This window comes from Streptomyces sp. G7(2002), assembly GCF_028870195.1.
In the GTDB taxonomy this organism is placed as follows: domain Bacteria; phylum Actinomycetota; class Actinomycetes; order Streptomycetales; family Streptomycetaceae; genus Streptomyces; species Streptomyces nigrescens.
The window spans coordinates 8,488,962-8,502,630 of record NZ_CP102609.1 but is presented as its reverse complement, the minus strand read 5'-3'; the positions used below and the strand labels follow the sequence as shown (position 1 = coordinate 8,502,630).

The window sequence follows — 13,669 nt, the reverse complement described above, 5'->3', positions numbered from 1 at the left end:
GAGTCGGCGGCAGGAGGCAGCCCCCAGGGCCGGGCCCGGCTACCGCTGGGTCAGGTACAGCAGGAGCGCGGAGATGGCGGCCCCGGTCATGCCCTCGATGGCATGGGCGGCAGTGAAGCGGGCGTACTTCCTGAGCCGGTGGCGTCGTGGCTCCTCGGGAACACGCGGCGGGGATTGCCGGTCCTCCGCATGATCCTTCATGGGCTGCTCCTCGATGGGTGGTGGGTGGTACGTGGCGGCCCGGCCGTTCGGCGGTGGCTCATCGCCGGGCTTCCGGGGTGGAGCCGGGCTGCCTGCGCGGCCCGTTCAGCACCCCGCACACCCCGCGGACAGGGGGGCCTGCGGCTCGGCGAACTGCTGCAGCTCGGGCCCGGAGCGCGCCAGCAGCCAACCGGGGTCCGGGAGCGGGGCTCCGGGGGCCGGGTTGGGCAGATGCCGGCGGGGTGAGTAGCCCAGGGCGGTGGCGATGGTGCGCCACAGGCGCGCGTCGATGAGGTTGTCGTCGGCCGCGTGGTGGATGGCCAGGCAGTGCGCGGAGAGCTGGTCTTCGGCGCCGGCGGCGAACCGCCACCAGAAGACCGCAGCCTCGTGCCGGTTGATGGAGTAGAGCAGGCACGCGAAGGTCCGGGCGCCGGCCGCGTCGTAGTCCCGGGCGAACTTCTCCAGACGCCCCAGGTGCCCCCCGCGCAGCACCGACTCGCACAGCGTGTGCAGATGCCGCCGCAACTCCTCGGGGCCTGCCGTGGAGCTGGGAACGGGCCTGGGCCGTGGCCGCCGGGGCAGCGGCCGGGCACGGCCGGGACGCGCCGGGGCCGGGGCGCGGTCGTGCCGCCCTTCGGGAACCGGCCGTACCGGGGGTGTCTGCCGCTCGGCCTCGGCGATCCGCTCGGCCTCGGCGATCCGCTCGGCCAGTCGGCGGGTGAAGGCGTCAGGATCGTGGTCGGCCAGTACGCTACCCACCTCATCGGCTTCGGCCTGCAGAATGTCTTCGATGGTCACGACGGTTCTCCTTCCTGCTCGTTCCGGAGATAGGAGGCCGCGAGTTCCTTGGCGAGCTGGCGGCCGCGGGAGTAGTAGGTGCGCGCCGTGCCCGGGGTGATGCCGAGGGTCTCGGCGATCTCCTCGTAGCTCAGCTGCGCCACGCGGAGCCGGACGCAGTCCGCCTGCACCGGCTCCCGCCGGGCCAGTTCGTCCATGGCGCGGTCAAGGGCGTCGAAGGTGCCGAGGTGCAGGATCTGGTCGACGCAGGACTGCTGGCGCCCGGCTTCGGCGGCCGCGGCCCGTTCGCGGCGGGTCACGCGGTTGCGCGAGCGGATGTAGTCCTTGATGGCGTCACTCAGGATGCGCAGGCCCAGGGCCCGGTAGTTGCTGTGCGCCAGGAACTCGTCCCACTTCGCATGGATCTTCATCCCGGCTATCTGGACCACGTCCTCGGCGTCCTGACGATTGCGCAGCAGCTGCATCGCATAGCCGAGGTAGCCGTGCTGCACCTCCTTGAAGAAGGCGGTGAAGTCGACCCGGAGTCCGTCCATCGGGTCGGGGCGCAGCTGTTGTCCGTCTCCGTAGTCGCTCACCGGGCAGCCATCCCTCGGCCTACCACGGGCGGGCGGACGACACCGGGGTGGATCTGCCCGGGGAGGTCCCGTTCGGCACCGCGCCGGCTGTCAGGGTCAGGGTCGTACAACGTGCTGCAGACCGACGGGCCGCAGGTCCGCGAGGCGGTGTGGGTGCTCTCGCGCGCACGGGCGCGGAGCACAGCCGGGGTCGTCCTGGCCGCGCCGCCCATGGCTGGCGTGCCCCAGGGCCACTGGTGATCCACTGCCTCTCCTTTCGATGTTCGCGGTGGACTCGCCAGCGTCCGGATGACGCCGGCGAAGACCGCTCTCTTGCCCCTAGACCGCTCGCGAAGCCGGGATTGTTAATCGGATCCGTGGACCAAAAATGACCATCCGCAGTCACCTGCTCACGTTGAGCTTCTGACCTGCGACGTTGAGGGATTGCGGGGCGGGAGAGTGGCGCGGATCACACCCTTGTGCGGGTGGGAGGGGCAGGGGCGTCGCCCGCCGATCGCCCGCTTGTCGCTCGTTGCGGGCTTCACCGCCCGGTGCGTGCGGGGCGCTTAGTCGCGGAGCGCACGGCTCCTGACGCCCCGTCAACATGCGTAAGGGCCTCCTGGCATCGGCGCGGATAGCGTCATCCACACCGAGCCAGAAGGCCCTCACCGCGCCGTAGCGCCACCCTGGGCGGGTCACCCGTCACCCACACGCCGGGACGACACACCCAGGTCGCGGCCGCCAGGGACGGGAGGGGGCGATCCCTGGCGGGCGGGGCGCGGGCGCGGTGGCACTGCTCGCCGGGTCACCGCGGAAGCGGACCGTCCCCGGCCGTCGCTGCTCCGCGGGCGCCGGCGGAGCGGCGTCCGCTCACACGTAGGTGTATCCGCCGGCGACGACCGTGCTGCCGCCCGGCGTGGTGACCACCACGGGGACGTTGCCGAGCGGGCCCGCCGGGGTGAAGCCGACCAGCGCCGTACCCGACGCATTGACCGAAACCCCCGTCGCCGCAACCCCGTTGAACGTGACCGACGCCCCGCTCAGATTGCTCCCCGTCACCACGAACGCCGTACCACCCGCCGCACTGCCCGACGACGGCGACAGCAACGTCACCACCGGCAGGGGCGGCGGCGTGTAGGTGTACCCGCCGGCGACGACCGTGCTGCCGCCCGGCGTGGTGACCACGACCGGGACATTGCCGAGCGGGCCCGCCGGGGTGAAGCCGACCAGCGCCGTACCCGACGCATTGACCGAAACCCCCGTCGCCGCAACCCCGTTGAACGTGACCGACGCCCCGCTCAGATTGCTCCCCGTCACCACGAACGCCGTACCACCCGCCGCACTGCCCGACGACGGCGACAGCAACGTCACCACGGGCGGGGGTGCCGTGTAGGTGAATCCGCCGGCGACGACCGTGCTGCCGGCCGGGGTGGTGACCACGACCGGGACATTGCCCGCGGGGCCGGGCGGCGTGGTGCCGGTGAGCACCGTGCCCGTGGCGTTGATGGACACTCCGGAGGCCGGGACACCGTTGAAGGTGACCGTCCCGCCGGTGAGGTTGGTTCCGATGATGGCGAACGCGGTGCCGCCGGTGGTGGGCCCGCTGGTGGGGACGAGCACGGTGACCGTCGGACCGGTCGGCGGGGTCACGGTGTAGGTGTAGCTCACCGCGTTGGAAAGGCCCCTCGGTGTGGTGGCGATGACCTGGACGGTGCCCACGGCGTGTGCCGGTGCGATGACGGTGACCGAGTTGCCGGAGGGGTCCTGGGCGACGATGGTGGCGGGGACACCGCCGAAGGTGACCTGGTTCGTGCCCAGCAGGCCCGACCCGGTGAGCAGGACGGTGTTGCCTCCGGAGGTCGGCCCCGAGGACGGAATGGCGTCGTAGAGTCTCGGATATCTGGGCCAGTCTCCCCCGCCCCCGTCCCCGCCGGGCCAGGCGCCCGGGGTCTGCGGATTTCCTTGCTGCTGTATGACTTCGGACATGTCTTCTCCCTGGGCAGCCGCCACTCCACCGCCGTTTCACGAGTCCATTCGTGAACGGGTCCGTGCGGAGCGGAAGTTGCCGCCGTCGAATGTCGGGTGCCTGCGACGGTAGGGTTCCCGGCGGGTCGGAAGAAGGCGTGTACGTGACAGCAATGATGCGTTCGGCGATCAAAATGACAATACGTAGATGAGCGTCACTCCCGTGCCATGGCCCGGCGTACGCCGGTATTCCCTCGTCCCTTTTTCCGCGCCGTGGGGGCGGGCGGCAGGCGTACGGGGAGTGCGGCTGCCGCAGGTGCGTACCGATAGCGGCCGGCTGAGGTGATGCGACGGGCCCGGGGACGGATAGCACTCGTCCCCGGGCCCGCTGCTCTTCGATCCCCTGGCTGAGGGGAGGTCCGCTTACAGGTGGTAGATGGTCGCGGGCCAGTTGGCCTTCCAATTTCCGTCGCCGAACTGGAGGTTGACGGAACACCTGCCGATGTTGCCGTCACAGTTCAGGCTGTTCGCGGGAACGGGAGCCGCAAGCCGTGCGCCGTCGGCGGACCGGAACGCCTGGTGGAAGATGTTCGCGGACCAGCTCGCCCGCCAGTACCCGTCGCCGAATTGCAGGTTGGCAATGCACTTTCCGGTGTCACCGTCGCAATTGAGAGCGGTCACCGGAACCGGGGCGCGATAGGCGGACCGGGGTGTCTGATGGAAGATGTTCGCCCCCCAGCTGGCCTTCCAATTGTTGTCACCGAAGCGGAGGTTGGCCGTGCACTGGTAGGTGTCGCCATCGCAGTTGAGCGCCGTCACCGGAACCGGAGCGGCGGTGGCCGGACCCGCCAGCCCGATGGCCAGAGCCCCCAGAGCAGCGCATGTGCCGACGATGGTGCGTCGCATAGCCGTTTCCTTCCGTCGTGGGCGCGCGGCGCGCCCGACCACGGAGAAGGATCTGCTGAATTCCCGTCGCTCCGAGCCCGCACCTCACGGCCTTCAACAGAAGGTGTGAATGCCCGCACCCACGCCCGAAGCGGGCGCGGCACTGTCGGTCGGTACGGGTGGTGAACAGCGCAAACGTAGTGATCCAGGGGGCGCGAAGAGGGCGCACTTACGGTCTCCCCGGCTATGTGTGGCCCATACCCCAGGCACGGTCCGGCTGCCCCCGGCAACCTCGGCGGACCGGCGCTTCCGTGCGGAGCGTCTGTGGGCATGAGGACGCCGCCCAGGCGGGTAGGTTCTCCGATTCGCGGTGGCGGCGCCGGGGCGAATCTCACCGATACGGGTGGCCCTCTGCTCCGGTTGGCGTCGGTACTTCTGCGAGGTGGCAGGTTCGGTGCTGGGCTGGCGGCACAAGCCGTACACCGGCTGGCTTTGGTGTGCCCTTGCGCCCCTTCCCCATCGACCTCCACCCCTGCGTGCCGGGAGCCGGCCTCGCCTGCGTGCGAAATCGCCGATGCCCCCGGAGCACCCGCAGCCGCCCTGAAGGAGAGAAGTGACCACTACCTCGTTGCGTCCGACCGGCGCCCCGGAAATTGAACAGCTTCCGGAACCGCCGCTGCGCAGATCCATGGAAATCCAGGGAAACATCCTTGCCGGTTTCAACAAAGACTATATGGCGTTCCGCTATGTGCGCTTCCCCGATGGTGCGAGCGGCCGTGGCTGGCTTTCCGTCATGCTGAACACCGTCTCGGTGACCGCTACGGTCGAGGACTTCAATGAGGAGTTCTCCCTTTCCCGCCGGGCCTATGGCCAGGACCCGGCCCTCGTCACGACCTGGGTCGGGGTCTCCTTGACGTTCCAGGGCCTGCTCCAGGTCGCCCGGGAACCCGAAAAGGTGAAGCAGGACCTGACGCCTTTCGAATCGTTTGTGAAAGGCGCGGACGGTCGGGCGGCGGACCTCGGTGACGACGGTACGAGCGCACCGGAGCACTGGTATTTCGGCGCGGACCGGAAAGGCGTACACGCCGTGCTGATCGTCGCCGCGGACACGGAGGAGGCGCTCAACGAAAAGCTCCGGAATATCGCGGCCGCGGATTCGGCGCACGGGGTGGACCTGGTCCATCAGGACGACGGCCGCACCCTGACCGGAGATCTGCGCGGGCACGAGCACTTCGGGTACAAGGACGCCATTTCCCAGCCGGGGGTCAAGGACTTCCACCGCGAGGACCGGGAGAACCCCGGTGTCCGGGACAACCGCCCGGGGTCCACCCTGGTCGAGCCCGGCGAGTTCGTCTTCGGCTACAAGAGTGAGAGCGGAGAACCGCCCGAGGCCCCCACGTGGCTGGACAACGGTTCTCTGCAGGTGGTGCGCCGTCTGCGGCAGGACGTCCCCGGCTGGAACGACGCCGTGGAGCGCGAGGCGCCCAAGTTCCGGCCGCACGGTATCTCCGCCGAACTGCTGGGCGCGTGTCTGGTCGGCCGCAAGAAGGACGGCACGCCGCTCGCGCAGGGCGAGAACCCGGTGATCGGGGTCGGTCCGGAGCGCAACGACTTCACCTACGAGAACGACGGCCAGGGGAAGCAGACCCCGTGCGCGGCGCACATCCGCAGGTCGCATCCCCGTCATTTCGAGCCCACCCAGCGGCACCGCGTCATGCGCCGCGGCATTCCGTACGGGCCCGCGTACACGGGCCGCAACGCGGACGCGGACCGTGGCCTGATGTTCGTGTGCTACGGCACCTCGCTGGAGCGGCAGTTCGAGTTCCTGCAGCGGGCCTGGTCGAACAACCCCAACTTCCTGCCCGGAGAGAGCGGTGCGCCCAACGGCATCGACAAGGTGACCGGCACCATCCGGCAGGGCGGTTCCGGCAGCCCGGACGCCCATATCGTGCTGGAAGACGGCCAGGAGGGCACCGTCTCGATGGACCGGTTCGTGCAGACCACCGGTGCGGTGTACGCCTTCACCCCCTCCATCAGCACTCTGCGGCGGCTCGCCGCGCACGAGTCCCTGCACGAGAAGGGCTGAGCCGCCATGAGCGACATCCGTCATGAGCACCGCGGTGAGCACACCGGAGCCGAGCGCGCCAGCGAGAAGACCTACCAGCAGCTCGCCCGCGAACTCCTGCTGGTCGGCCCCGAGCCGGCCAACGAGGACCTCAAGCTGCGCTACCTCGACGTACTGATCGACAAGGGGCTGGAGCGCCCCGCCGCACCCAAGCGCATCCTGATCGTCGGAGCGGGCATCGCCGGACTGGTGGCCGGCGATCTGCTGACCCGTGCCGGCCACGATGTGACGATCCTGGAGGCCAACGCCAACCGGGTCGGCGGCCGCATCAAGACCTTCCACGCCAAGAAGGGTGAGCCGCCGCCGTTCACCGACCCCGCGCAGTACGCGGAGGCCGGAGCGATGCGCCTGCCCAGCTTCCACCCGCTGACCCTGGCGCTGATCGACAAGCTCGGCCTGAAGCGGCGGCTGTTCTTCAACGTCGACATCGACCCGTCGACCGGCAACCAGACCGCCCCCGTTCCGCCGGTGGTCTACAAGTCGTTCAAGGACGGCAAGATCTGGACGAACGGCGACCCCAGCCCCGAGTTCCGGGAGCCGGACAAGCGCAACCACACCTGGATCCGCACCAACCGCGCCCAGGTGCGCCGCGCCCACTACGCCAAGGACCCGTCGCAGATCAACGAGGGCTTCCACCTCACCGGCTGCGAATCGCGGCTGACCGTGTCCGAGATGGTCAACCAGGCACTGGAGCCGGTGCGCGACTACTACTCCGTGCTGCAGAGCGACGGGAAGCGCGTCAACAAGCCCTTCAAGGAGTGGCTGGACGGCTGGGCCGGGGTCGTCCGCGACTTCGACAGCTTCTCCATGGGCCGCTTCCTGCGCGAGTACGCCGGGTTCAGCGATGAGGCCATCGAGGCGGTCGGCACGATCGAGAACATGACCTCGCGGCTGCACCTCGCCTTCTTCCACAGCTTCCTGGGCCGCAGCGACATCGACCCCACCGCCACCTACTGGGAGATCGAGGGCGGCAGCCGGAAGCTCCCGGAGGCGCTCGCCAAGGATCTGCGGGACCAGATCGTGATGGGCCAGCGGATGGTCCGGCTGGAGTACTACGACCCGGGCCGCGACGGCCATCACGGCGGACTCGCCGGACCGGGCGGCCCCGCCGTCGCCATCCAGACCGTGCCCGAGGGCGATCCGTCCGGAGAGGTCGAGACCTGGACCGGGGACCTGGCGATCGTCACCATCCCGTTCTCCAGCCTGCGGTTCACCGCGGTGACCCCGCCGTTCTCGTACAAGAAGCGCCGGGCCGTCATCGAGACCCACTACGACCAGGCGACCAAGGTGCTCCTGGAGTTCTCGCGCCGCTGGTGGGAGTTCACCGAGGAGGACTGGAAGCGGGAGCTCGACGCCGTCGCACCGGGTCTGTACGACTACTACCAGCAGCGGGGCGAGGACGACGCCGAGGCCGCGCTGGCCGTTCCGCAGAGTCTGCGGGACCTGCCCACGGGGCTGCTCGGCGCCCATCCGAGCGTGGACGAGAAGCGCATCAGCCCGCAGCAGGTGGAGTACTACCGCAACTCCCCGCTGAGCGGCGGCGTACGGCCGGCCACCCATGCCTTTGGCGGCGGTTCCACCACCGACAACCCCAACCGTTTCATGTACTACCCCTCGCACCCCGTCCCCGGCAGTCAGGGCGGCGTGGTGCTGGCGGGCTACTCCTGGTCGGACGACGCCGCGCGCTGGGACTCCTTCGAGGAGGCCGAGCGCTACAGCTACGCCCTGCTCAACCTCCAGTCGGTGCACGGCCGCCGGATCGAGGTCTTCTACACCGGGGCCGGCCAGACCCAGAGCTGGCTGCGCGACCCGTACGCCTGCGGTGAGGCCGCCGTCTACACCCCGCATCAGATGACCAGCTTCCACCTCGATGTGGTGCGGCCCGAGGGGCCGGTCCACTTCGCCGGTGAGCATGTGTCGCTCAAGCACGCCTGGATCGAGGGCGCGGTGGAGACGGCCGTACGCGCCGCCATCGCCGTCAACGAGGCTCCCGCGGCGGACGAGAGCGCCTTCGGCGGCCGGGCCGCGGCCCCCCGCGAGCGCCGGTCCGTCACCGGATCGTCGGACCGGCCGCGCGAGGGGGTGCTGACGTCATGACCACCTCCTCGACGTGCACCGTGGCCGAGTATCTGGCCCGCAGGCTGGAACAGCTCGGCATCACCCATCTGTTCGGCGTTCCGGGCGACCACCTGGGCCCGTTCCTGTCGACCCTGCACGAGAAGACCAAGGTGCGCTGGGTGGGCACCCCCACCGAGGGCGGCGCGGGCCAGGCCGCGGACGGCTATGCCCGGGTGACGTCCGCCGACGCGGAGATCGCGCTCGGCGAGCAGGGCATCGGCGCGGTCGCGGTCACCTACAGCGTGGGCGCGTTCAACCTGCTCAACGCGATCGGCGGCGCCTTCGCCGAGTATGTACCGCTGATCGCGATCAACGCCGCTCCGTCGTACGAGCAGTGGCTCAACCAGCAGGCGATCGGCCTGCTCACCTCGCACATGTCGCAGCGGCCGGAGAGCAACCTGGAGGTCTACCGCCAGGTGACCGTGGACGCCCAGGCCCTCTCCAACCCCGGTCTGGCCCCCACCCAGATCGACAGCGCGATCACCGCGTGCCTCTCCCACCGCCGGCCGGTCTATCTGGAGGTCATGGATGACCTCTGGGGGGCGCAGTGCCCCGCACCGCAGGGCCGGCTGACGCGGCGCGAGCGGCCCGTCACCGTGAAGAACGAGCGCATGCTCGACCGCGCGGTCACGGCGTGTGTGGAACTGGTCCGGCGCTACGGCAATCCGATCCTGTGGGCCGGCGAGGAGATCGACCGCTTCCGGCTGTCCGACGAGTTCGAGAAGCTGGTGCGGGAGACCCGTATCCCGTTCTGCACCACCATCGGCGCCAAGTCCGTGGTGTCCGAGTACACCCCGGGCTTCTCCGGTGTCTACAACGGCAAGGCCAGCCATCCGGAGGTCGCCGAGGTCTTCAACAACGCGGGCTGCCGCATCGGGCTGGGCTCGTGGGCGACCTCGAAGAACCTGGGCGGCGAGCGGTCGATCGGTGACGACTGGGCGGTCGCCGCCCACGACGGGGTGCATGTCGGCGCCTCGTACTTCCCCGATGTACAGCTCGCCCGGTTCCTCCCCGCGCTGCGGGAGCGCCTGGTGGCCGAGTTCGGGGACGGCGCCTTCGCCGCGGACTACTTCGCCCGCGCGCACGAGGACGGCCTCCAGGTCGCCGACAGCACCGCCGCCCATCTGGCCTCCCAGACCGGCGGACCGTACCCGGAGACCGTGACGTACGACAGCTTCTTCCGGCACATCAACGCCTTCCTCGAAGAGCAGACCAGCGAGCCGCCGGGCGCGCGCAGCAACCCGTTCACCGTGGTGTGCGACGCCGCGTTCGCGCTGATCGGCTCGATGAATCTGCGGATGGCCGAGCGCGCCTCGTACGTGGCGCAGAACAGCTGGCTGTCCATCGGCTACTCGGTCGGCGCGGCCACCGGGGTGGCGCTCGGCCGGAGCCATGCGGGAAAGCGCCCGATGGTCTTCGTCGGCGACGGCTCGTTCCAGGAGACCTGCCAGGAGATGTCCACCCATGTGCGGCACGGTCTGCGCCCGGTGGTGTTCGTCCTGGACAACGAGGCGTTCTACGGCATCGAGCAGATGCTCGTCCACCCCTGCTACTACCAGGACGGCACACCGCGCTCCGACGGCGCCGACTTCTACAACGAGCTGCACCCCTGGCGGTACGAGAAGCTCGCGGACGTCTTCGGCTCCGCCAAGCACCCGATGCACGGCTTCGCGGTCCGCCGGCACGACGAACTCACCGATCTGCTGAAGCGGATCGCCGAGCCCAGTGACGCGGTCAATCAGGGCCCGGTCGTGGTGCGGGTGCAGCTGGACCGGCACGACTATCCCGAGGCACTCAAGTACAAGGTCGCCGAGAACTGTCCGCCGTCCGGCGGCGCACCGTCGGAAGGGAAAGTGGGATGACCAGCCCGAACGAACAGCGGTCCGCGGCAAGCGCCACCCTCGACGACTCCGCGGAGGCGCTCCGGCACGCCATGAGCGGTCTGTCCGGGCCGGAGGCCACCGGCTGGACCGGCGCCGTACGGCCCGTCGGAAGCCCGGGTGAGGGCAGGAAGGTGCTGATCCTGGGCGCCGGTGTCGCGGGTCTGACGGCCGCGTACGAACTGAGCATGCTCGGCTACCGGGTCACCGTCCTGGAAGCGCAGGAACGCGTCGGCGGGCGCAACCGCACCGCGCGCAAGGGGGACAAGCTCTACGAGCTCGATGAGCACGGCGTCGTCACCCCGACGCACACCTGCGCCTTCGACGACGGCCTGTACCTCAACCTCGGGCCCGGCCGTATCCCGTACCACCACCGCCGGGTGCTCACGTACTGCCGGGACTTCGGTGTGGCCCTGGAGCCGTACATCATGGAGACCACGGCGAACCGGGTCCGCCCGCCGCACGCCGAGGTGACCTGGCCCAACCGGCGGGTGGCGAACGACACCCGCGGCCACCTCGCGGCCAAGCTCGCCGAGACACTGGTCAGCAGGGACGCCTTCACCGGTGAACTGCGCGATCTGCTGCGGGTGTTCGGCGCGCTCGACGCGAACGGCAAGTACCGTGGCTCCACCCGCTCGGGTTATCTGGACCGGCCCGAGATCGAGGAGTGGCCGGTATCGGCCCCGCCGCTGTCCTTCGAGGAGCTGGTGAACTCCGGCTTCTGGAAGGCCCGTTTCTACCAGCCGGTCGACTATCTGTGGCAGGCCACGATGTTCCAGCCGGTCGGCGGCATGGACCACATCGTCAAGGCACTGGCACGGGAGGCCAAACGGGCCGGCGCGACGTTCGTGCTGGGCGCCGAGGTCCGGGAGATCGAGATCGATCCGCGCGGCCTCGGGGTCACCGTCAGGTACCGCAAGGGCGATGACGAGTTCCACGACGACGCCCGTTACTGCGTCAGCAACATCCCGGCCCCGGTGCTCCGCAAGGTCAAGCTGACCCGCTTCTCGGACCCCTTCGAGCAGGCGATCCGCCTCGTGGAATTCGAGAAGACCTGCAAGGTCGGCTGGCAGGCGAACCGCCGCTTCTGGGAGGGCGACCTCGGCGCCTGGGACGACACCGAGGGGATCTACGGAGGCATCAGCTGGACCGGTCACAACATCACCCAGATGTGGTATCCGTCCAACGACTACTTCTCCGACAAGGGGACCCTGACCGGCGCCTACAACTTCGATGGCGCGGCCGACACCCTCGGGAAGCTCACCCCGGAGAAGCGTCTGCGGCTGGCACGCGAAGGCGCCATCCAGCTGCATCCGGAATTCAAGGACAGAAAGCTCGTCCCCGACGAGAAGGGCGTCTCCATCGCCTGGCACAAGGTGCCCTACCAGCTGGGTGGATGGGCTGCGTGGAAACCGCAGGTGGAAAGCCACAAGAAGGCCTACAAGCAACTCCTCCAGCCCGAGGGCACCGACGCGTTCTTCGTCACCGGCGACCAGATCTCGCCGCTGCCCGGCTGGCAGGAGGGCGCGATGATGTCGGCCCACTACGTCATCCAGCAGATCCTGGGCATCATGCCCCTGAGCGCACCGGAGGAGGTCGCCGTACCCGACTCGGTCGCACTGACGCAGGGTCTGTTCTGAGCATGCGCAAGGCTCTGACGGTCCCGAGGGACTGAGGGGCGGGCTCGGCCGGCGGTTGGATGCCGGCCGAGCCCGCCGTTCCATGATCGCGGGCTCCCTGCGGAGACCTCTCGATGCGCAACGTCCGTCAGTTTTGAACCCTCAACGCACCACGGTCTGATCACTTACCGCCTTCGGGCCGGGGCCCGCCGCCCAGACCCAACAATGTGCGCATGGCTGACGACTGGAAGCGACAGATCGACCGGCTCCACGAGGGCTTGGTACGCCGCGACGATCCGACGGAATGGGTGACCGAGGCCGATGCCGTGGACGCCTCCTACCGCTATCCGCATCTCGCACTGCGCGGCCCGGTCTTCGGGCTCGCCGCGCAGGATCCGCAAACCGGCGCGGAGTGGCGGCTGTTGAGGCCCGCAACCAGTGGTATGCCCCAAGAGGCCAGGGACAGCTTGAACTCACTGCTGTGGTTCAAGGCCAAGGACGACACCGACGACCGCGCCGTCCGGCGCGAACTGCTGGCTGCCGTGGCGGTGCTCGAACGCGAGCCGGTCGATGAGATGACGGTCCTCGGTGTGCGCTACCGGGTGGTGCGCGGGGACGAGTTCGCCCGCAGCGGCGAGCGCGGTCTGGAGCCGCCGCGGCCGACCGACCCGGAACCGGCCGACCGTTCTTGGGACGGCCGGCAGGAGACACCCTCACCGGACCTGGGCTTCGCCCTTACCCCCGGCAAGGAGGACGGCGTCATGGCGGGTGCCATGAAGCTGGCACTCCAGGGGTTCTCCTACTCCGGCTCCAGGTTCCCCGCTGAGGTACGCCGGGACTCCGAGCGGGCGCTCACCTCGCATCCGGACATCGTGCTGCTTCCCGTCGGCTTCGGGGTGGTGGAACGCCGCGGCCGCGGGTGGCGGCCGCACGGCGCCCTCATGCCGACGCCCCATGACGCGCGGCGGCTGCTGTTCGACGGGATGGCCGAATTCTGGCCCCTGCTCCACGAGTTCAGCGACCGTGAACGCACCCGCCACGCGCGGGCCGCCGAGACATTCAAGGCCGCCGGCCGCGCGGACGAAGCGCGCGTCGGCGACACCCTGTACCGGATCTGCCGCATCGAGCGGATGCTCAGGTCAGGCCCCGACGGCCCGGAACCGCCCCGTCCCTCGGACCTGGATGACGAGGGCCCGACGAAGATCCACCCGACGATGGACGAGGACGGCACCATCCGCTACGACGACTGAACGAGCGCCGGGAGGGACGAGCGACTGCGCACGGCGGGCGGCCCTCCGCGGGTCGCCGTCAGCCTGCCCCGGGAGAAACACCGGGAGAGGTGGCAGGGCAGGGGCACCGGCTCACCAGGAGGGCCGGATCGGGCCGTTCGGTGCGATCCGGGCCAGGTCGGCGGCGAGGGCACCGAAGCGCTCCGCGCCGAGCGTCGCCTGCCACGGGGCGACGGCTGTGCGGGCCGCCTTGTCGGCGGCCCGCGTCGGCCGGACGCGCTTCCCCATCGACGGC

Annotated in this window: 12 protein-coding genes; 6 read left to right on the top strand and 6 right to left on the bottom strand. The window is 69.8% G+C overall.

The genetic code is table 11. The annotated features are described in order from the left end of the window. Nucleotides 1-39: 39 nt before the first annotated feature. From NUT86_RS36480 to NUT86_RS36470, 3 genes are all read right to left on the bottom strand, one after another. Nucleotides 40-201: a hypothetical protein gene (locus tag NUT86_RS36480; protein WP_018088735.1), complete on the bottom strand. Its 162-nt coding sequence runs from the start codon at nt 199-201 to the stop codon at nt 40-42. 105 nt (nt 202-306) lie between these two features. After that, on the bottom strand, nt 307-999 hold the full coding sequence (locus NUT86_RS36475; protein ID WP_109894909.1) for a hypothetical protein: 693 nt from the start codon (nt 997-999) through the stop codon (nt 307-309). Next, nucleotides 996-1,574 carry an RNA polymerase sigma factor gene (locus NUT86_RS36470; protein ID WP_266450276.1) on the bottom strand — a complete coding sequence of 193 codons (579 nt, stop codon included), beginning with the start codon at nt 1,572-1,574 and terminating at the stop codon, nt 996-998. The genes NUT86_RS36475 and NUT86_RS36470 overlap by 4 nt, the downstream gene beginning before the upstream one ends. A gap of 111 nt (nt 1,575-1,685) precedes the next feature. On the opposite strand from NUT86_RS36470, the gene NUT86_RS36465 reads away from it, so the two are divergent. Then, entirely contained in the window at nt 1,686-1,814 is a 129-nt protein-coding gene (locus NUT86_RS36465; RefSeq protein WP_274739634.1) for a hypothetical protein, read from the top strand. 609 nt (nt 1,815-2,423) lie between these two features. On the opposite strand, the gene NUT86_RS36460 is transcribed toward NUT86_RS36465, so the two are convergent. Together NUT86_RS36460 and NUT86_RS36455 are read right to left on the bottom strand one after the other, a co-directional pair. After that, nucleotides 2,424-3,539 carry an IPT/TIG domain-containing protein gene (locus tag NUT86_RS36460; protein ID WP_274739633.1) on the bottom strand — a complete coding sequence of 372 codons (1,116 nt, stop codon included), beginning with the start codon at nt 3,537-3,539 and terminating at the stop codon, nt 2,424-2,426. 402 nt (nt 3,540-3,941) lie between these two features. Continuing rightward, nucleotides 3,942-4,424 (bottom strand): hypothetical protein, encoded by a 483-nt coding sequence (locus tag NUT86_RS36455; protein ID WP_018088730.1) that lies wholly within the window; start codon nt 4,422-4,424, stop codon nt 3,942-3,944. Between the two features lie 592 nt (nt 4,425-5,016). On the opposite strand from NUT86_RS36455, the gene NUT86_RS36450 reads away from it, so the two are divergent. From NUT86_RS36450 to NUT86_RS36430, 5 genes are all read left to right on the top strand, one after another. Next, nucleotides 5,017-6,489: a Dyp-type peroxidase gene (locus tag NUT86_RS36450; protein ID WP_274739632.1), complete on the top strand. Its 1,473-nt coding sequence runs from the start codon at nt 5,017-5,019 to the stop codon at nt 6,487-6,489. Nucleotides 6,490-6,495: 6 nt separating this feature from the next. Further along, on the top strand, nt 6,496-8,625 hold the full coding sequence (locus NUT86_RS36445) for a flavin monoamine oxidase family protein (protein WP_274739631.1): 2,130 nt from the start codon (nt 6,496-6,498) through the stop codon (nt 8,623-8,625). Next, on the top strand, nt 8,622-10,508 hold the full coding sequence (locus tag NUT86_RS36440; RefSeq protein WP_148590221.1) for an alpha-keto acid decarboxylase family protein: 1,887 nt from the start codon (nt 8,622-8,624) through the stop codon (nt 10,506-10,508). The genes NUT86_RS36445 and NUT86_RS36440 overlap by 4 nt, the downstream gene beginning before the upstream one ends. Continuing rightward, nucleotides 10,505-12,166: a flavin monoamine oxidase family protein gene (locus tag NUT86_RS36435; RefSeq protein WP_159484612.1), complete on the top strand. Its 1,662-nt coding sequence runs from the start codon at nt 10,505-10,507 to the stop codon at nt 12,164-12,166. The genes NUT86_RS36440 and NUT86_RS36435 overlap by 4 nt, the downstream gene beginning before the upstream one ends. Before the next feature lie 212 nt (nt 12,167-12,378). Then, the gene (locus NUT86_RS36430) at nt 12,379-13,395 is read left to right on the top strand and encodes a DUF5954 family protein (protein WP_274739629.1); all 1,017 of its coding nucleotides are present in this window, start codon (nt 12,379-12,381) and stop codon (nt 13,393-13,395) included. 111 nt (nt 13,396-13,506) lie between these two features. Here NUT86_RS36430 and NUT86_RS36425 read toward each other — a convergent pair whose 3' ends face one another. Further along, nucleotides 13,507-13,662 carry a hypothetical protein gene (locus NUT86_RS36425; protein ID WP_274739627.1) on the bottom strand — a complete coding sequence of 52 codons (156 nt, stop codon included), beginning with the start codon at nt 13,660-13,662 and terminating at the stop codon, nt 13,507-13,509. Nucleotides 13,663-13,669 lie beyond the last annotated feature (7 nt).

Coding starts and splice junctions, on each gene's coding strand:
- NUT86_RS36480 (WP_018088735.1), bottom strand. CDS start 201: ATGAAGGATCATGCGGAGGACCGGCAATCCCCGCCGCGTGTTCCCGAG.
- NUT86_RS36460 (WP_274739633.1), bottom strand. CDS start 3,539: ATGTCCGAAGTCATACAGCAGCAAGGAAATCCGCAGACCCCGGGCGCC.
- NUT86_RS36455 (WP_018088730.1), bottom strand. CDS start 4,424: ATGCGACGCACCATCGTCGGCACATGCGCTGCTCTGGGGGCTCTGGCC.
- NUT86_RS36445 (WP_274739631.1), top strand. CDS start 6,496: ATGAGCGACATCCGTCATGAGCACCGCGGTGAGCACACCGGAGCCGAG.
- NUT86_RS36440 (WP_148590221.1), top strand. CDS start 8,622: ATGACCACCTCCTCGACGTGCACCGTGGCCGAGTATCTGGCCCGCAGG.
- NUT86_RS36435 (WP_159484612.1), top strand. CDS start 10,505: ATGACCAGCCCGAACGAACAGCGGTCCGCGGCAAGCGCCACCCTCGAC.
- NUT86_RS36430 (WP_274739629.1), top strand. CDS start 12,379: ATGGCTGACGACTGGAAGCGACAGATCGACCGGCTCCACGAGGGCTTG.
- NUT86_RS36425 (WP_274739627.1), bottom strand. CDS start 13,662: ATGGGGAAGCGCGTCCGGCCGACGCGGGCCGCCGACAAGGCGGCCCGC.